Origin of the sequence: Formosa sp. Hel1_33_131 (genome assembly GCF_001735745.1) — a bacterium.
Classification (GTDB): domain Bacteria; phylum Bacteroidota; class Bacteroidia; order Flavobacteriales; family Flavobacteriaceae; genus Hel1-33-131.
In genome coordinates this window covers 317468-337996 of the sequence record NZ_CP017260.1, presented here as the reverse complement: position 1 = coordinate 337996, position 20529 = coordinate 317468, and the positions used below count along the sequence as shown (strand labels likewise).

13 protein-coding genes are annotated in these 20529 nt (G+C 33.9%); 1 reads left to right on the top strand and 12 read right to left on the bottom strand.

The features are described from left to right. Nucleotides 1–48: 48 nt before the first annotated feature. Complete coding sequence (locus tag FORMB_RS01480; protein ID WP_083243883.1) at nt 49–3150, top strand: T9SS type A sorting domain-containing protein; 3102 nt, start codon at nt 49–51, stop codon at nt 3148–3150. Nucleotides 3151–3201: 51 nt separating this feature from the next. Here the strand turns inward: FORMB_RS01480 and FORMB_RS01475 are convergent, their stop codons facing one another. The 12 genes from FORMB_RS01475 to FORMB_RS01420 all read right to left on the bottom strand — a co-directional run bounded on the left by FORMB_RS01475 (nt 3202) and on the right by FORMB_RS01420 (nt 20509). Then, the gene (locus tag FORMB_RS01475) at nt 3202–3990 is read right to left on the bottom strand and encodes a glycerophosphodiester phosphodiesterase (RefSeq protein WP_083243882.1); all 789 of its coding nucleotides are present in this window, start codon (nt 3988–3990) and stop codon (nt 3202–3204) included. 10 nt (nt 3991–4000) lie between these two features. Beyond that, the gene (locus FORMB_RS01470) at nt 4001–5374 is read right to left on the bottom strand and encodes a sulfatase-like hydrolase/transferase (RefSeq protein WP_083243881.1); all 1374 of its coding nucleotides are present in this window, start codon (nt 5372–5374) and stop codon (nt 4001–4003) included. A 23-nt stretch (nt 5375–5397) separates the two neighbouring features. After that, the gene (locus FORMB_RS01465; protein ID WP_069675765.1) at nt 5398–7734 is read right to left on the bottom strand and encodes a GH92 family glycosyl hydrolase; all 2337 of its coding nucleotides are present in this window, start codon (nt 7732–7734) and stop codon (nt 5398–5400) included. 98 nt (nt 7735–7832) lie between these two features. Beyond that, a complete protein-coding gene (locus FORMB_RS01460; RefSeq protein WP_069675764.1) occupies nt 7833–9419 on the bottom strand; it encodes a sulfatase family protein in 1587 nt (528 codons plus the stop codon). A gap of 33 nt (nt 9420–9452) precedes the next feature. Continuing rightward, complete coding sequence (locus FORMB_RS01455; protein WP_069675763.1) at nt 9453–11693, bottom strand: GH92 family glycosyl hydrolase; 2241 nt, start codon at nt 11691–11693, stop codon at nt 9453–9455. Nucleotides 11694–11789: 96 nt separating this feature from the next. Further along, complete coding sequence (locus FORMB_RS01450; RefSeq protein ID WP_069675762.1) at nt 11790–12119, bottom strand: hypothetical protein; 330 nt, start codon at nt 12117–12119, stop codon at nt 11790–11792. A 68-nt stretch (nt 12120–12187) separates the two neighbouring features. Further along, a complete protein-coding gene (locus FORMB_RS01445; RefSeq protein ID WP_069675761.1) occupies nt 12188–13159 on the bottom strand; it encodes a type I phosphomannose isomerase catalytic subunit in 972 nt (323 codons plus the stop codon). Nucleotides 13160–13169: 10 nt separating this feature from the next. Beyond that, the gene (locus FORMB_RS01440) at nt 13170–14774 is read right to left on the bottom strand and encodes a sulfatase-like hydrolase/transferase (protein WP_069675760.1); all 1605 of its coding nucleotides are present in this window, start codon (nt 14772–14774) and stop codon (nt 13170–13172) included. A gap of 7 nt (nt 14775–14781) precedes the next feature. Further along, nucleotides 14782–15954, bottom strand: coding sequence for an alpha/beta hydrolase (locus tag FORMB_RS01435; RefSeq protein WP_069675759.1), 1173 nt, complete (start codon nt 15952–15954; stop codon nt 14782–14784). Between the two features lies 1 nt (nt 15955). Continuing rightward, complete coding sequence (locus tag FORMB_RS01430; RefSeq protein ID WP_083243880.1) at nt 15956–17596, bottom strand: sulfatase family protein; 1641 nt, start codon at nt 17594–17596, stop codon at nt 15956–15958. Nucleotides 17597–17710: 114 nt separating this feature from the next. Then, nucleotides 17711–19168, bottom strand: a complete 1458-nt coding sequence (locus FORMB_RS01425; protein WP_069675757.1) for a sulfatase family protein — start codon at nt 19166–19168, stop codon at nt 17711–17713. A 27-nt stretch (nt 19169–19195) separates the two neighbouring features. Continuing rightward, the gene (locus tag FORMB_RS01420) at nt 19196–20509 is read right to left on the bottom strand and encodes a sugar MFS transporter (protein WP_069675756.1); all 1314 of its coding nucleotides are present in this window, start codon (nt 20507–20509) and stop codon (nt 19196–19198) included. Nucleotides 20510–20529 lie beyond the last annotated feature (20 nt).

Sequence of the window (20529 nt, the reverse complement as noted above, 5' to 3'; positions counted from 1 at the left end):
GTGTTTTTATTAGAAACCTCTCTGTAAAGAATTATTAAAATATAAATTATGAAAAAAAGTGCTTATTTGAAGATGACTACAATTTGTTTTCTAATTTTCGTATCAAACTCCATACAGGCACAATACGAATCCTCTATCCTTTTCCACAATAACTCTGATCAATTGGTGTATGTCTCCGATACTGATGGGAACCACATTCCAGATTTCAGTTATGTAGGTTATAAAAATGGTGAAGAAGCGTTGCCAAACGTAGCAGTCGTAAGACAAATAAGCCCTGTGGCTGGAGATAATACAGCACATATTCAAGCAGCAATTGACGAAGTAGAAGCATTATCACTAAATGCTAATGGACATAGAGGAACATTGTTATTATCACCAGGAGAATATTCTGTTAGTGGTGAACTCATCATAAACAGTAGCGGCGTTGTACTTCGGGGTTCTGGCGATGGTGAAGATGCAGCATTAAATACAATTATTATAGGCGCAGGGAACATTCCAGACGAAAGAACACTAATTAGAATTGGTACGAATAACAAAAGTGGTTTCGGAGGACAGGTTGCAGGAACTCGACAAGATATTGTGAGCCCTTATATTCCAGCGGGTAGCAGAACGATTGAAGTTGCAGATGCATCCGTTTATAATATTGGTGATAATATCATCATCAAACATCCGAGCACAGCAGCATGGATAGAAGCCGTAGATAATGGGGGTGTAGGCACTGACGCTCCGTGGGAACCCAATACAATAAATTTAGTTTTCAATAGACATATTACGAATATAGAAGGCAACAAAATTCAGGTGGCAACTCCTATTTATGATGTATTAGACCGGTCTTTATCGCAATCCTATGTATATACCTACAATGGGAACAGTCAATTAAAAGAGTGTGGTATTGAAAACCTACGGATATTTGTAGAATCTTCAGGAGTTACAGGTAGAGACCATGTCAAAGTAGGCATTAACATGATTGGTGTCGATAATTCTTGGGTTCAAGGCGTCACCATTTTAAGAGTGAGTGACCAAGGCGTTAAATTCGATGAGGCAACGCGTTGTTCTGTAATAGATACCAAAGTACTCGATATGCACGGTCCAATTTCTGGGGGATGGAGATACAATTTCGAAGTAACGGACTTTTGTAACAATATTCTTTTTGAAAATTGTGTCGCATCTAATGGCAGGCATACCTTTGTTGCCAATGGAGCCAGTGATGTGAATGGAATTGTGTTTACAAATTGCTCCTCTTCGGGAGATTACACGCGTTCTGAGTCGCATAGACGTTGGGGGCAAGGCATACTTTGGGATAATATTACTTGGACAAATACCAATACAACTGGTGGTATTTTAGGCTTGCACAATAGAGGGAGTTATGGAACGGGGCATGGTTGGACAGTCACGAACGGTGTGGCTTGGAATATTGATGCACCTTCTAATCAAATCGCAATTCAAAAACCACCTATTGGTCAAAATTATGCTGTTGGTTGTGATGCCACTGTTAATGGAGATGGTCCTTTTGATCATCCAGCAGGATACATTGAAGGAACTGGAGAAGACCTTTTAATACAATCTTTATATTTAGCACAACTTGAAGATAGAACGACACATGGTATATTACCAGATACACCAGGAAGACTATTCCCTTATAATTATGTATTTACAGATTCTGAACATTATTTAGAGCTGACATGGCATGATGTATCTATGGAAGAAGACAACTATATTTTAGAACGCTCACCAGATGGAGTAAACTTTCAGACCATAGCAACACTTCCTGCAGATACAGAAACATATACAGATACAGATTTACAGCAAGCGAACTATTTTTACAGGTTAAAAGCCACAAACACAATAGGGACTTCTCCAGCGTCTAATACAATACAAACCAATGATTTTTATGCTGAAACATATAACATTTACTATGTAAAAGTAGATGGAGATGGCTCGGATGGTTTAACAGAGGCTACAGCTTTTACAACCATAAACACTGCGGTTCAAACAGCCTCTAATGGGGATACAATCATCTTAGTTGGAGCACTTAATCAATCTGGAGTATTAGAAATTGATAAATCATTATCTTTTAAGGGGCAATCAGATGCTGTGGTTACCGCGACTGATAGAATGTTCAATATTTCTGCTGGGGGACTTAGTATTTCTTTTGAAGACATCACATTTCAAAACGTAACTACTACTTTACAGGGGGCTGTTTTTAATTTAACACAAGCTTCCGATTTAATAATTACAGATTGTGTTTTTGAAAACAATACATCTTCTGCTAATGGAGGTGCTATTTTAGCGGGGAGTACGGGTACATTAACCATTTCAGGCTCTCTTTTTAACAACAACTCAGGGAGTAGAGGCGGTGCAATTGCTGTGACAACAATAGGCAGACAATTAGTGATGAGCAACTGTACTTTTGTAAATAATATAGCGACAGGAAATGACGGAGGAGCTATATATTTAGGAGGTGCCAATGAGAATAGTAGTATTACAAACACGACTATTTTTAATAATACGGTCATAAATGCTACATTAAATCAATCTAAAGGCGGTGGAATACGATTAGAAGGGGATAGACCATTCACAATTTCGAATTCTTTGATCTATGGTAACTTTGTAGATAATGGAAGTGAAACAGCTGTTTCAAATATAGGTGTGACTCCAAATACAGTAGTTAGTTTAACAAATTCAATTACCAATAACATACAACCAGCTTTAGATGCAGCTTCAGGAGATGTATTTGCAACCTCTATAATTGATGCAGATTTATCAGCATCAAATTTAATGTTTAACGCAGCTACAGGCTTTGTTGAATATAGTGCTGTAGCTTCTACCGAAAATAGTCCTATTGATTTCGGATCTGATGGCAACGATGCTGGATCGTGGGACTCTGGACTCGTATTATCATTAGACGGTATGTTAAAATCAAAAGTGTCAATTTATGTTAACCACACTTTTAAAACCATCGAAATAAACCATGACTTGGATGAACCTTTATCTGTGGAATTATTTAATATTTTAGGGTCGAGAATTATGGATGTTAAAAATAGTGCTAAAACGCAATCGTTAGATGTAAGTTCTCTAAAAACAGGCGTTTATATTTTATTAGGAAAATCCTCAGGAACATCTTTTTCTAAAAAAATACTTATATATTAATTGTCAGCAGATGGCTTTAACGTTTTGAATAAGCGCCTGCTTTAATAGCGTTTATTTTGAGCTTAGTTTCTTTAAAGCTTTATCAGGGAAATCAGTGATTATCCCATCCAATCCAAGATCAATTAATCGTTGCATTTCATCTTCTTTATTTACAGTCCATTTCCACACTTCAATAGCGTTTTCGTGCGCAAAATTTAGAGACTCTTTTGTAATCGTAGTTTCAGGCCCCACTCCAATAGCATTCGATTCAATAATTTTAGCATACTCTAGGGTCATGTTATCTGCTTTATTAATGAGCCAAAGGATTGAAATATCCGTATCCAGTTGTCTTATTTTAGCCAATACGGGGTACTTAAAAGAAAATATAATTACATCCTCTTTGACTCCAAGGTCATTTACAATTTTAAGAACTTCTTTCTCTGTCCCAAAAACCTTTATTTCAATACAGACCTTAATCTTCCCTTTTGCCAATGCAAGGGCCTCTCTTAAAGTTGGAATCTTTTCATTTTTGTATATATCACCAAATTTACGACTGTAACCAACGTTAACAGCCCTTAAGTCACTATAATTTAGTTCGGCAATTTCCCCTTTAAAACCATTGGAACTCGTCTCATCTACAGATGAATTGTGAATAACAACAATTGAATCATTCTTTGTTTTATGAACATCCAACTCGAAATAATCCGCTTTACAGTCAATAGCCTTTTGAAATGCAATAAGCGTGTTCTCAGGAGCTATCCCTGAAAATCCGCGATGCGCAATTATTTTTGTTTGCGCATTCGTTAGCATGCTACTTAAAACGAATATTAATATTAATATTAATCTAGTTGCTAAAATCATACGTTATTATTTACTTGCTATTGCGTTTTAACCAATTCCTATACTGTTTTTCTAATTCGATAACTTTTTCTGGATATTTTTTGGCGAGATTTGTAGTCTCACCAATATCATCATCAAGATTTACCAAGAATCTTTTTTCTTTTAATTTATATGTTTTCTTGCTCGTATCTCTGGGATTTCCTAATAATTTCCAGTGACCTTTACGAGCCACCCACATATCTTGATATTCCCAACAATAGCCTTCTGTATGCCGAGTTTTTTCTTTTTCATTATGGATGATGGAGACGAGGCTTTTACCATCCAAATCTTGTGAATCAAGTTTAATTCCACATAATTCTGCGAGTGTTGGCATCCAATCTGAATTCACGCCAAACTGATTTCTAATGGCACCTTTTTGTATTTTATTTGGCCAAGTGATGGCTGCAGGAACTCTAATACCCCCTTCAAACAAACTCGATTTTGCACCTCTATAAGGCCCTGAATTTCCACCACCAAAATGCGCACGTTGTTCTGTTGAATGGCCATTATCCGACTGAAACACAATAATAGTATTGTCTTTGATTTCTAATTCATCTAGTTTTTTAAGTAGTGCACCAATTCTATCATCCAAAGTTGAAATAAATGCAGCATATAAATTTCGGGGATATGAAACCCCTTTATCATTATAATAGTCTAACCATTTAGCATCTCCCTGATAGGGGTAATGCGGCATATTCACAGCAAAATACATAAAGAAAGGATTCTTTTTATTTTCTTCAATAAAAGTAGAAGCTTCATTGACCATTAAATCAGGAAAAAACTGTCCATCATAATAGACTTCTTTTCCGTTTCTGAATAAATCGTGTCTGTTAGGACCATTCCAATAAAAGAAATGCGAATAATTATCTATACAGCCTACCATGTGTCCAAACGAATGGTCAAACCCTTGAGCATTTGGAGTCATTTCTGGAGCATCTCCCAAATGCCATTTTCCAATATGTGCGGTGGCATAGCCTGCATCTTTAAACATTTCTGCCATGGTATATTCTGTTCCAGGAAGTCCCTTTTTTACTTTTGAATCTGGCACAGCATTCCCCGATAAACCTGCTCTTTGAGGTGTTTTACCTGTTAATAAAGAAGCTCTAGAAGGCGAACAAACAGGGGATGCATAAAATTGATTAAAACGAGTTCCATTTTCTATAATATAATCCATATTTGGCGTGACCAAATCTTTTGCTCCATACGAATTCACATCCATAGAGCCTTGATCATCTGTTAAAATAAAAATAACATTTGGTCTTTGATTTTTTTCTAATAGCTGTTGATTTCCAACCTTTGATTTCAATGAAGAGCATCCCCAAAAGAGAAAACTAATAGATAAAAAAAGGATGGTTTTACGTTTCATTTGAGCTTAAATATTTATTAATTTTATTTTTTTCTACTTAAAGAAAATGGCAGGTTTTCGGCTTTACTTCCCCAAATTTTATTTGGAGTATTAGAGATTTCAAATTCTAAATGACCTCCTTTTTGAATATCGCTACATTTAATAAAACTGTTTTGATAATCAGAATTATTTAAACGTGCAGACTGAATATAAAAGTTGTTTTTAGAATTGTTTTTTGCTTCAATTGTAAAGGTATTTCCGTTTCTTAAATTTAATGTAGCTTTTTTAAATAACGGACTTCCAATAATAAATTCATCAGTCACAGGCGTTACAGAATAGAACCCTAATGCACTAAAAACATACCAAGCTGAGGTTTGTCCATTATCTTCATCTCCACAATAACCATCTGGAGTTGGTGTGTATAATTTGGTTAAAACGGTTCTAATTTTATCTTGGGATTTGTATGGAACACCTGCATAATTATACAAATAAATCATATGTTGTATGGGTTGATTTCCGTGCGCATAATTGCCCATATTTGCAACTTCCATTTCTCTAATTTCGTGAATTACTTTTCCGTAATAGGAGGCATCATATTTTGGAGGCATTGTAAAAACCCCATCCAATTGTTTGATGAAATTATCTTTTCCACCCATTAAGTTGATCAATCCATCGATGTCTTGAAAAACAGACCAAGTATAATGTAAACTGTTTCCTTCTGTAAAAGCACCCCCCCATTTTAATGGATCAAAAGGACTTTGAAACGTACCGTCTTCATTTTTTCCTCGCATTAAATTTGTTGAGGGATCAAATACATTTTTATAACGATACGATTGCTCATAATACTTTTTAGCAATTTTGTTTTTTCCCATTTTTTCTGCCATTTGCCCAATTGTAAAATCGGCATAGGCATATTCCAAGGTTTTGGCAGCATTCTCTCTAATATTTACATCAAAAGGGACATAGCCTAAAGTATTGTAATAATTTAATCCTTCTCTCCCCACAGATCTTACAGGCCTGCCTTCTTCAACAGTGGCATTTTTTAGTAGGGCTTCAAATAAAATTTCTGCAGTTTTTTCATTTTTGATAGTTCCTTTTAAATAGGCATCAGCAATAATTGGAGCAGAGTTAGAACCAATCATTACAGCTCTGTGTCCAGGACTTGCCCATTCGGGCAACCATCCAGATTCTTTATAGGTGTTAGCCAAACCTTCCATAATATTATTATTCTGTTCTGGATACATCATATTAAAAAATGGAAAAACCGCTCTAAACGTATCCCAAAAACCATTGTCTGTAAACATATAACCTGGTAATACGTTTCCATTGTATGGACTGTAATGCACCATTTTATGATCTGTATCAAACTCATAAAAGGTTCTTGGAAATAGTAAGACTCTGTATAGGCAAGAATAAAAAGTTTTGATGTTATTACTATTATCATCTTCAATTTTAATTCTACTCAGTTCCTTTTCCCAAGCATTTTTTGCTTTCTCTTTGGTGTCTATAAAAGAATTTTTCCCAATTTCTCTATCTAAATTTAGTTGTGCTTGCTCTAAACTTATAAAAGAGGAGGCTACTTTTACGTTTACCACTTCTCCTTTTTTGGTTTTAAAACCAATGATTGCACCCACATGTTTTCCTTCGCTATTGAGGTTGTTTTTTTGAAGTTCCCAATCGTCTTTCCAAGTGTGTGTCATTTCAAAATCTTTATCAAATTCTGCGACAAAATAATTATGAAAATTATCTGGCACACCACCATTATTGTTTCTGCAATAGCCAATAATTTTACGTTTTTCTGGTAAAATTTTAACCATGGAACCTTTGAAAAAAGCATCTAACATAATGTATGAAGACTCTGCTTCAGGAAAGGTAAATTTAAAATGTGCAGCTCTCGATGTTGGCGCTACTTCTGCGACTACATCATATTCTGCTAGATAGACACTATAATGATAAGGGGTTACCGTCTCTGCTTTATGAGAAAACCATGAAGCTCTTTCATCTTCTTGATACTTTAATTCACCTGTGACTGCCATAAAAGAAAAGGCCGCATAATCATTTAACCAAGGACTAGGTTGATGTGTTTGTTTGATGCCTCTAATTTTATCATCATCGTAATTATACGTCCAGCCATCTCCCATTTTAGATGTCATTGGCGTCCAAAAATTCATGCCCCAAGGGGTGGCAATTGCAGGATACGTATTTCCGTTAGACATACTTTTTTTAGAATCTGTACCCATTAAAGGATTTACATGATCTACTAAATAGGCCTCATTTTTTACGCCTACGGTTTGCCCTTGAACTCTAAATGAAGTAAAAAAAACAATAGTAAGTGCACTTACATGAAGTAGGAGTTTAAAATTCTGTTTTGATTTAATCATGAGCTGTTTTTTTAAAACGTTACAAGAATGTTTGTTGGTTTTGATATTTTTATAAACATTTGAAATCGTTTTATTTAATAATTAAAGTAGCAGTTGATTTAATTTGCTGGCTCAACTCTGTAACGTCTTTTAATTCTGATGTCTGTCATTTCTTTTAATTCCTCATCAGACATGTCCATTTTATTTTCTTTTTTAAGGGATGCTAATCGGGTTTTTAAAGTTGCAATCAACGTACTATTTTCTTTAGTGTCGAAGATGTTATTGGTCTCATTAGGGTCTTTTTCTAAATCGAATAATTCCCATTCATCCATATCATAATAGTAATGGATTAATTTATATCGGTCTGTTCTAATGCCATAATGCGGTTGGACATTGTGCCAATACGGATACTCGTAATAATGGTAATACACAGCGTCTCTAAAGGGTTCTTTGGTTTTGTTTTCTAAAACGGGGACAAAACTTTTTCCTTGCATATCATTTGGAGTTTCGATGCCCGCTAAACTTAATAGGGTAGGTGCATAATCAACATTTAGGACTAAATCGTTGTTGACACTTCCGGCTTTTATTTTTTTAGGATACTTCACCAATAAAGGCATGTGCATTGATTCTTCGTACATAAACCGCTTGTCAAACCAGCCGTGTTCTCCTAGGTAAAACCCTTGATCTGAAGTATATACAATGATTGTATTTTTTTCTAAACCACTTTTCTCTAAATGGTCTAACATCTCACCAATGGCATCATCAACGCCTTTGACCACTCGTAAATAGTCTTTTACATACCGTTGATATTTCCAGTTTTTACGTTCCTGATCTGTCATGTTTGGATCAGGTGTCCAGAATTCACCATCGTTATTTCCGTATTTATTCCAAGCAATTAATTCCTCTTCAGTTAATCCTGATGGCGGTTTAATTTTCACGTCTTTTCTATTCATATGTCCATCAATTCGCATCCAAGAATCTTTCGCGGCTTTTCTACCTTTATAGTCATCATTAAATGTTGCAGGATAGGGGAGTGTAACCTCACTTAAATAATCTTCATAACCAGGTCCTGGGTCCCAAGGTCTGTGCGGCGCTTTAAATTGATACATCAACATAAAAGGTTTCGTAGCGTCTTTTCTGTTTTTCAACCAATTAATGGCATCTTCTTTAATTACGGTTGTAGAAAATTTTCCTTTCTCCTCAACAATACTATCATTTGCCATTTCAAAAACCGGATCAAAATAAGAACCTTGTCCTTCTTTATTAAACAGTACTTTGTAGTAATCAAAACCAGTTGGTGCGGTTCCTAAATGCCATTTACCAATTACAGCAGTTTCGTAACCTGCTTTTTGCAATAGCTTTGGAAACGTTTGTTGTGCGCCATTAAAATCGCCACCACCTTCATTTTTAAAAAATCCATTGACGTGTGCATATTTACCTGTTAAGATCGATGCTCTTGAAGGTCCACAAATAGAATTGGTACAAAACATATTATTAAAACGCATACCGTCATTTGCAATTCTATCAATGTTTGGAGTGGGCGCCACTTCTGCTAAAAACCCTTTGTATGCACTAATGGCAGCCAATGCGTGGTCATCCGTCATTATAAAAAGAATGTTTGGCTTTTGAGAAATAGCTTCTTTTTTTGCTGTTTTACAGCCGATAAGTGAGAGTAGTATAACTAGGGTTACAATGTATTTTTTCATATGAAAGAATCTGAATTTTAATTAAATTATTTTCTATTTAGGCATTACGGCATTTTTACCCCATTCTTTGTTTGGTAACTCACCCAAGTCTAATTTTAAAGTGGCACCCTCCATAATTTGTTGATGCGAAATAAATGGCGAGAAAATCTCTTTCCCGTTGATAAATGCTTTCTGAATGTATTTTTTTCTTTTGCTAGAACCTTCCGCCACAACCGTAAACGTATTTCCATTTTGAAGTTTTATGGATGTTTTTTCAAAAATTGGGCTGGTAATGTTGTAATATGGAACACCAGGTGTTACTGGATATATTCCCATTGAGGTGAACACTACAAAAGCAGTCATGCCACCACCATCTTCATCACCGGGAATTCCAAAAATATTGTCTTTAAACCAAACGTCTAACAAGAAGCGTGTACGTTTTTGGGTTTTCCAAGGCGCACCAAAATAGTTATATAAATATGGAATATGAAAAGAAGGTTCATTCCCCATGGAAAATTGTCCTACCATCCCCGTAGAATTAGAACCATTAACGAAAAAATCACTTTTTCTAATGCCCAAACTTTCTCTGAATAACTGATCTAATCTGTTTTGAGCGGCTTGTTTACCTCCTAACAAATTGGTCAGTCCTGCAATGTCGTGTTGTACAGACCAAGCAAAGGTCCACCCATTATTTTCGTCATAGTACTCTCTATAGCCTTTTCCACCATCCAGTTTTGGATTGATATTCACCCAATTTCCTTCGGCGTCTTTTGGCATAAACAACCTATTTTCTGAATGCCATAAATTTTTATAATCGTTTCCTTTTGGGGACAGTTTTAAATAGTCGTCTGTGTTCCCTAATTCTTTTGCAAATTCTGACACTGCCCAAAAATCATAACTGACTCCTAAAGTCACAGCAACAGGTTGTCTTTTTTCAAAACCATCTACATTTGCAACCGTTTCTTGTTCTCCTTTTTTAAGGGATGGAAAATAGCCGTTTTCGTGATAGAAATCATCTAAAGTGCCTCTTGGATTTCCTTGCCTCCAAGGAATAAAGGTGCCTTCCATTAGGTTTTTTTTGATGCCTGCATATGCTTTTTCTACATCATAGTCTTTCAATCCTTTTCTGTAGCCGTCAATAAAAATAGCAGACGAATGGTAGGCATTCATACACAAATGATTTCCATACACCTGAGGGAATGTGGGCATCCAACCACTTTGTTCATACATTAATGTGTACGAGTTGAGCATTTCGTTTTCCAAGGCTGGATTTAAAATCGTACGTAATGGATGTTGTGCTAAATAGGTGTCCCAAACCCAATCATCTACATAAAAAGGTCGATCGCTTTTGTGTACTTTTTTATCATAACCACTATAATAGTGCCCATATTCATTTACATCCACCATACGTTCGTACGTTCTGTATAGTGATGTATAGAACGTTCTTTTTTGAGCCGTTGTTCCACCTTCAACTCGAATTTGATTCGTTACTTGATCCCAAGCTTTTTTTCCTTCCTTTGATACATCTTCAAACGTTTTCTTTTTAATTTCTTTATTGAAATTTTCTTTCGCTTGTGCATCACTGACATAAGAAATAGCATATTTTATGAGCAAGGTTGAGGCTGCGTTTTCTGTTGCAGTAATTTGTAGTTTATGAGTGTTAAATGTGTAGTTGATGTTTTCTACAGGCTTATTCTTTTCATCTACGATCTCACCATATACATAAATTGTAACAGTATTTACAACGGCATGTTCTCCTCTCGTTGGTTTACTTCTTTTTTCTTGAATGGTAAATGAATTTTTACCTTCAGAAAACAGCATCTCTTTAGTGCCTTTTATTAAAAAGTTTTTTTGTGTTCCCTCTGGGAAATCTACTTTATAAATTGCCGATTTTTTAGAAGGGGTGAAGCTAACTTTAATGTTATCTTCTATTAAATAGGTCGAATACAACCATGGATGTACTATTTCTAAATCGTGATCTATAGCCATTCCTTTATTCCAAGAATTGTTATTCACGTCTCCTAAAGTCGTTTTCATTTGTAGAATTCCTTTTCGTCTGTGTGCGGGTACTTGAAAAGGAAACGCTTGTACCATGTCTGAAATATAATCCTGTTTTACAGGAAACATTCTCAGCATTTGATTTGGTAAATGAATGGTTGGGTACGTTGGCACCAGAAAGCGGGACACATTACCAATGGTTGGATCTATGTATTTGGTATTGTCATCAGTTGCTTGAGCAAAGGAAGTTGTAAAACTTAAAACCGATAGGAGTGCTATTAAATAATTTTTAACCATTTTTATTATAATCTGTTATAGGAACAAATAAAACATCAATGGCTTAATTATTGATTAATAAAGAATTAATTAGGTAGCAGAATCTATAAAATTAATTTATTTTTTTGCGGCTCTTTTCGCTTTTCTATAGACAACTAAAAGCTTAAACTTTTCTATACCAGCTAACACTCTTAAATCTTTGTTATATGCTTTTTCTACTTCTTTAGCTTTTACTTTAAAGGTATCTTTATCATCTGCGTATTCTTTTCTCAAAGCTCTTTTCTTGTTATTTCTATCCAGAATTAACTCTAGAAGTAGTGCGCTTTGATCTTTATCAAACTCCATAACATTAGATAGTTTATCTGCTAACGCTACTGCTTTTTGATTTTTTTGAGCCTGAGCGACGGACACAGTCAAAAGAAGAAGTAATACAATTATTTTTTTCATTTTGTTTAATTTAAATTTTTATTCAAATAAAAGAACATCGCATTAATTTATTATTAATATTGAATTAACTAATAATAAACCTCCAAAACTTTTGCGTTTTCTGCTTTTAAAATAATGTTATTTAAAGTTGCTGGTACTAATAACGTTTCACCATTATTTATTGTGTAGGTTTCTCCTTCAGAAACAATCTCAATTGAGCCTTCTACACACATGTAAATAATAAAAGAATCTATGGCTGAATAATCTTTTTCTACTGTTGAATTGATGTCTAAAATGTTAGTCTTAAAATAAGGTGAATGTACCAATTTATTGGATACATTCTTTTCTATAGAATATTCCGTTTTATAAGTATCATGCACTTCATAATCGATGAAATCAATTGCCAGTTCGTTATGCAATTCTCTTTTTGTACCTGTTTTTGAATCGACTCTATCATAATCGTAAATACGATAGGTGACATCTGATGTTTGCTGTATTTCTGCTAACAAAACTCCTGCGCCAATGGCGTGTACACGCCCCGTTGGAATGTAAAATGTATCTCCTTTTTGTACCGTTTCATGATGCATTACATTTAGAATCGTATTATTTTCCAAATGAGTTTTATAGCTGTCCGTATCAATTTTTTCATCAAACCCTACAATTAATTCTGCATCTTTATCCGCTTGCATTACATACCACATTTCATTTTTACCAAATGAGCCATGACGCATTTTTGCGACTTCATTACTTGGATGTACTTGTATAGATAAGGGTGTTTTTGCATCGATAAACTTTATTAATAAAGGAAATTCTTCGCCGAATTTTTCATAGACCGCTTCACCAATTAAATCGCCTTTAAACTCCATCGTTAAATCTCGTAATGTATTTCCTTTTAAACTGCCTTTTGCGACCTTAGTTTCATCCCCAGAAACATCAGAAATTTCCCAAGACTCTCCAATATTATTCTCTTTATATTGCTTTTTTAATTCTGTCTTTAATTTTTCTCCACCCCAAATTCTATATTTAAATAATGGTGTGAATTGTAAAGGATATAATTTCATTTAGAAAGTATTAAATTAATTTTCGTTTTGATACGCCATCGTAATGTTTAGAATTATTTTTTTTTAACCATTGTAAAAGATTTGCTCTTAATTCTTCTGCTTTCTCATTATATTTTTCTCTATTAGGATTCTTCCCCAATAAATTATTTATCTCTTGAGGGTCATCATTTAAATTAAATAAAACATTTAACACTTTTGAATCTTCTGTATACGGAATCATTAATTTCCATCCGTCTTTTACAATCATATAATTGGGTTGAATAGGCCCCCGGTAATCCCATTCAGTAACCACGTAATTCCCATGATTTGTTTGTTTTTGTTCTATTAAATCACGTAAACTTTCGCCATCAGATTTATAATTTCCAATGTTTAAATAATCCATAATTGTGGCAAATAAATCTACATTAGAAACATAACCATTCACTGTAGTTTCTTTTTTAATTTCAGTGGGCATTTTAATCATTAATGGGATGTGAGAAGATTCTTCATAGAATACATTTTTTTCTCGCATTCCGTGTGCTCCCAACATTTCTCCATGATCACTTGTAAAAATTACCATCGTATGTTCTGCAATACCTTCATCTTCTAAGGTTTCCATTATTTTCCCAATCCAATCATCTAACTCAGTAATTAAACCATAATAATTAGAAATCATATATTTTATTTTTTCCTCATCTGCAAAAACGGTCAACTTATTTCTGCCATTTGCATTAATATAAGGGGAGTTTTGCATGTCATCTTTAATACTAGAGGGTATTGGCATATCGTCAGGATCATACATGCCATGATAAGGTTCTGATGGAATCATAGGCGCATGCGGAAAGTGGAAAGAGGTGGTTATGCTAAACGGTTTGTTTTTTAACCTCTTGATTGCATCAATGGTTTTATTTGCATAATATGCAGTTATCGTATGTTCTTTTGGGATACTCGATTTACCATGATAATTTGGTTGAGAATGACGGTGATTGACTTCTTTTTTAACGTCATTGTAAGTTTTTCCATAATCTATATCTATGGGATCTGGAGCGTATGGTCTTTTAGTAAATCGATCTAAAAGCTCTCCTTTTTGAGGTTCCACTTTGGGAAATACGTCGTTTAAATAATCGAGATACAAATGTCTTTGCCCTTGGGGTTCAAATATATATTTCCCGTTTTTAGCATACTTTTTTGGATTTTTATAGACCTCTGAATGCGACGTTAACACATGCCATTTACCGTAATATTCTGCATGATATCCTTTTTCTGTCAGAATCTCATCAAAGGTTTTCATGGTCATTACAGGGGCATCGTTATAATTGTAGGTTTTATCATTTGTTGTTACTTGGTGTGTGTTCATTGTTGTTCCAGTCAAGATCGAGGATCTCGCAGGTCCACAAACCGCAACAGGTGTATATGCATTTTTAAAATACGCGCCTTGCCTCGCTAACTTGTCTAAATTTGGAGTTTTAACAATTGGGTTTCCAGCAATACTTAAGGCATCATAACGTTGCTGATCTACAATTATAAAAAGTAGGTTTTTAGGTGTTTCATTTACAACCGTATTTTTTTTAGCTATGTTTTTTGTTTTACAACTAAAAATCAGGATTACAATTAAGATTTTAAAAACGTATTTCATTTCGGTTTTAGCTTACTTTTTTATAATTAAGTCTTCTATACTTAAACCTTTCATCGGCAAAGTTATATTCATAGATAACTCTATTGTTTTTTCGCATGTAAAATATTTTAGTCTTACCATTTACTTTAAAAGTTATTGAATCTTTTTCTAGAGTATATGTGAATATTTTTGTGCTATTATTTTTAGAATTTAAAAGAGATCCTTGTCCGTTTTTATTTAATGTGAGAATAAATTTTTTAAATTCCCAAGCGCCCAGAATATCGTCTTCCGCAATGGATTCTTTAGGATACATACCTTGAAGTCTTTTATCTAAAAGAACTTCTATTTGACTCCTATTTTTGTTTTCTAATTGAAATTCTTCGATAAATATTTTGGCAATCTCTAAAACACTATTCTTTAGTACTTCTGGGTAAGATGCATTTAAACAGGTGTGATTAATAGCATCGTACAAAACCACTTTCACGTTACCGCCTTTTTTCTTGATTTGTTCAGCAAATTTTTCTGTTTGTGTGTAATGGCATAAGTCATCCTCTTTTCCGTTTAACAATAAAGTACTCGGGGGATTCTCCCTTAAATTATAAAATGCAGATGCTTTTTTACTTTCCTTTTCCGTCGCTAATCCGTATAATTCTCTTGCTTTTTGACTTGGAAACGTTGATCTTTCCTCTGAATGTTCTACTAAATTATACATGCCTTCTGCACCAACAAATAGTTTACAATTCTTGTATTTTTGAGCCATCATAGCTGCTAATGTGGAGCCTGCTGAGGATCCTCCAAAACCAATTCTTGTAAGGTCTGCATTGTAGGTATCTGCATTTTCAAAAAACCATTGTACAGACGCTTCTAAATCTTGTATAGCATCCGCAAATGTTGCATTGTTGCCTTTACATCTATATGCCAATCCTACATAAATAACCCCTAATTGATTCGCTAGATAATTAGCATCTGTAGACAATCTTGCTGGTGGAACAGTTGTTTCAGTACCGCCATTCCATCCACCGCCATGCACAAAGAAATATACTGGGTTTTTACCAGTAGTGTTTTTTGGTAATTTGATTCGAATAGGAATGTCAAATCCATCAACTTTTGTAGCGATAGTATCAATCGTTTTTTGAGCAGTACTCTTTAAAACAAAACAGCACGCAATAATTACTAGTATTGATCTTATAGCCTTTTTCATATTAATTTACAAATTCAGCGTAAGGCCGGTTAGGAAATGACTTCAAACTTTTTGTCAATAGTATTTTAAGTTCTTCTGCTTTTTCTCTGTTGTCTTCAAAAATGTTTTCAGTCTCACGAGGATCTTTTACTAAATCAAATACTTGATCTGCATCAAAATAAAAAGCACTGCTTTTTGATGCAATATTTCCTAAATGACCATTTCTTGTGTAATAAGGGTATTGAAGTTCTGCACCTTTCCAACCTTTAAATGTTAAGCCTTTATTGATTCTGTTTTGTTTTTGTTTATCATATCTCACAGATATATATTTCCAGTCTTTAGTCATTACACTTCTTGCATAACCCATCTCAAAAAATAAATAATCATGTACTGGTTTTTTATTTCCTTTTAATACCTTTTTTAAACTAACGCCGTCTAAGGTTGACTCTACATTTTTTAATTTTATCCCTGCTAGTTCTAAAAAAGTAGGCGTAAAATCAATATTTTGAACTAACTCGTTATATACTTGGTTCGATTTAATTCCATTTAGCCAGTGCATCATTAAAGGGACTTTTGTTCCACTTTCGTATAAGCTCGTTTTTCCTCCGTTGTAGTTCCCATGATCTGACGTAATTATAATAATGGTGTTTTCATAAATACCTTCTGCTTTTAGTTTGTCTACAACGGCACCAACCGCATGATCAAACCAACGCAACCAAGCATGTGCTACTTTTTTATCAAGATTTTTGATTTCTTCTTTGATTTCTTCTCTAGTGGGTAAGTAGGAGTAATCCGCATCTATCAACCCTTGTCCTGTAAATTTTGGATTTGAATCTAAACCTCTAAAATATTTCCCATTTTTCATATTATAGGGAGCTGGACCATGAGGAACCGTTTCACTGTAATACAAAAAGAAAGGATCGTTTTTGTTTTCATCGATGAATTCTAAAGCAGCTTTATTTTTCCATTCTACATTATGAACATTTAAAGAATCATTGTACTGTTCCCTTAAATTTCCTGCATAAAATGCGTTCGCATAATCAAAACCATATTCTTTAATTACTTCGGTCCATTTTTGATGGTTTTCAAACATTTTTTTTGAAACGGCTGGATCATTTGGATCTGCATTTTTCGCATAGGTCTGGAAGCCATTTTTTTCCCAATTATTTTTATTGTTAACGATATTATGTTCCACAATATGACTTTTACCTACAAAACCTGTTTTGTAACCTACTTCTTGTAATAGTCTTGGTAAATTGGATTTGTCTTTTTCTATTTCAGTATTGTTTTCTACTCTTGTCATCACTCCATCCGGATGCATTCTCATAAAAGCTGGACCCTCTGATCTTCCTGCATAACGTCCAGTTAGCATTGTATATCTACTAGGCACACATACAGAGCTTGATACATACGCGCTGTTAAAAATTATACCATTCTTTGCCAAATCATCTATAATGGGTGTGTGTGCTTCTTTATCGCCATTAAATCCAAAAGGACGCGATTGTATTCTTTTCTCTGAATCTAAAGGCACCACAGCACTTTGATCATCGGTCATAATAAAGATGATGTTTGGTTTTTTAGTGTTTTGTGCAATTGATTTAGTAGTACTAATTAGTATTAAAAAGAATATAAATCCAATGGTTTTGTAATTATTAAATGTCATTTGTCGTTATTTATTTTTGTTACTTATTTCTTGCATTCCAATTCCGGAAACTTGTGTTTTAAAATCAGCATAAAACGTTTTAAGCTGCGCTATTTTTTCTTTTATTTTTTCATTTTAATTATTTTTCCAAATTTCTTTGGATGACTTTTCTATAATTTTAGATAAATAGTTTTTTGCTTTATAAACAATTGCTGTTTCTGTTTTAGCAAGATTAGTAGATTCCTTTTTATCTTTAGTTAAGCTAAAAAGCATTTCAGCATTCATCTTTTTGTTTGTGTCTTTATTTTTTTCTTCAATGAATTTCCACCCTTCAAAACGAATTGCTCTTCTACCTTGCGCATCTCTATGCACTAATGGGGGTCTTTCATAAAATTTATTAGGTTTTAAAACAGCTTTTTTAAAGCTATAACTATCTGGTGCATCTTCTAAATCTAATCCTTTATTATTACCAATATAATCTGCTAAAAAACAATAAATATCAACTGTTGAGATTGTTACATTAGAAGTTTGATCGCCTTTTATTTCTTTTGGATAATTTACAATAAACGGAATTCTAAAACCTCCATCCCAAATAGTATGTTTATCTCCTTTATAATCTCCATTGATTTGTAATCCTTTGTTGATGGCAAAATTTTCTGGCATTACATTTTTTTTGTTTGGAATATCTCCTCCATTATCGCTCGCAAAAATAATAATGGTGTTTTCTCTAATACCCCTTTCTTCTAAAAATGCAATTAAATCCCCTAAAGAACGGTCTATATCTTGAATAAAATCGCCATAAGCACCTGCATTACTTTTACCTCGCATTTGTGGACTAGGCACAATAGGATGATGAACTGCAGCTGCTGCATAGTATAAGAAGAATGGCTGGTCTTTATCCAAACTTTTCATCCACTCTATAGATTTGTTTGTTAAATCATCTGTCACTTGCTCTGTAACTCTTTGTGGGGCATCATATCCTTTGTATTGTTTTCCATAAAATGATTTTCCGTAAGGAGAAATTTTATCAGAACGCAATCCATAAATTTTATTATTCTCTATATAAACTTTATGCCCATCATCTAAATTATTAGGCAATGCAAAACTATAATCTAAACCATAATCTGTTGGAGCAGGATAAATATTTCCTAATAAATTATTGAACTTTTTTTCTTTAAAACCTAAGTGCCATTTACCAACCATTGCTGTTTTATAACCTAAAGATTGCATATATTTTGGTAATGTTTTTCTTTCAACATCAATTAAAGCTGGGTCGTTCATATTAACAACCCCTTTTTTAAGATTTGTTCTCCAAGAATATTGACCCGTCATTAATGCATATCTTGTGGGCGTACAAACAGAACCTGTTGTATAGGCATTTGTGAATTTTACACCTTCTTTTGCTAGTTTATTTATGTTGGGGGTTTTAATTAGTTCTTCAGAAGCGCCGTAAACATTAGTAGATCCATATCCAAAATCATCTGCAATAAATACAATAATATTAGGTTTTTTTTCTGTATGAGATTGTATCGTATCGTTTTTTGATACAATGGATGTCAGAATAATAAAAACATGAAGAAAAATAGTGAGCATATATAGTTATTTACTTTTTTTTAAAATTTAAGCGGTTTTTCTGCTTTTTAATTTTCCATAGTACATGACATAGCCATAACAAATCAGAGTTAATATGAACGCTTTTTTAAATCCAAAACCATCTATCAAACTGCCAAATGCGAACGGAATAATTGCGCCACCCACAATTGCCATACAAAGCAATCCTGATGCCTGAGCTTTAAGTTCTCCTAAACCTTCTAAGGTTAAAGTAAATATGGTTGGAAACATAATAGAATTAAATAATCCTACTGCCAGGATAGACCACATAGAAATCAATCCTTGCGTATTAATAGATATTAATATCATAAGAATTGCCAATGAAGCAAACATACTCAAGACCTTTCCAGCGTCCATTATTTTCGTTAGGTAGGCTCCAATAAATCGACCAATCATAGCACCTCCCCAGTAAAATATGATGAAAATTCCTAGCAACGATTTTGGATCTGAATTAGAAAATGTTTTATTAAAAACACTTGCGATCGTATTCGCGATGTTCATCATCATTTCATTCTCCATTACAATGACTGCTAAATTCATGTCACTAAAATAATTCACTAAGAAACTACCAATTGCGACTTCTGCTCCTACATAAACAAAAATACCCAGTGCGCCCATAAGCATCAACTTATTTTTTAGCAATGACAAGTACCCACCTTTAGGACTTTCTTGCATCACTTTGGGCAATTTTATAAAAGCAAAAATTAATGCCAGTATCCCAATAAAAGCAGCTATAAGTAAAAATGGAGTTTGAACTGTTGCTGCTTCAGCTGAATAATAATCTACTTTCTCTAAATCTGTCAATAAATTAATTTCTTCAGAGGTCTTAACGGAATCACTCAACAAGAATAATGCACCCACAATTGGTGCTATAGTTGTTCCTAAAGAATTAAAAGCCTGTGATAGGTTCAATCTACTAGAAGCATCTTCTTCTGAACCAAGTAAAGCTACGTAAGGATTGGCAGCAACTTGGAGCACAGTAATCCCTCCAGCTAATGTAAAGTACCCAATTAAAAAAACATTAAAATTTCTGTATTCGGCAGCAGGATAAAAAAGTAAACAGCCTAAAGCCATAATTACTAAACCTAGAACAATTCCTTTTCTATATCCGATTTTAGACAAAAGAGTTCCAGCCGGTACTGAGACCACAAAAAATGCTGTAAAAAATGCAAACTGAACCAAAACCGTTTTGGCATATGACATTTCAAAAACATCTTTTAATCTTGGTACTAAACTATCTACTAAAACAGTGATAAAACCCCAAAGAAAAAATAGGGTAGTCAAAAAAATGAGTGCACTTCTGTATGATTTGTTAGTTGACATGATAAATTTTATTAAATATA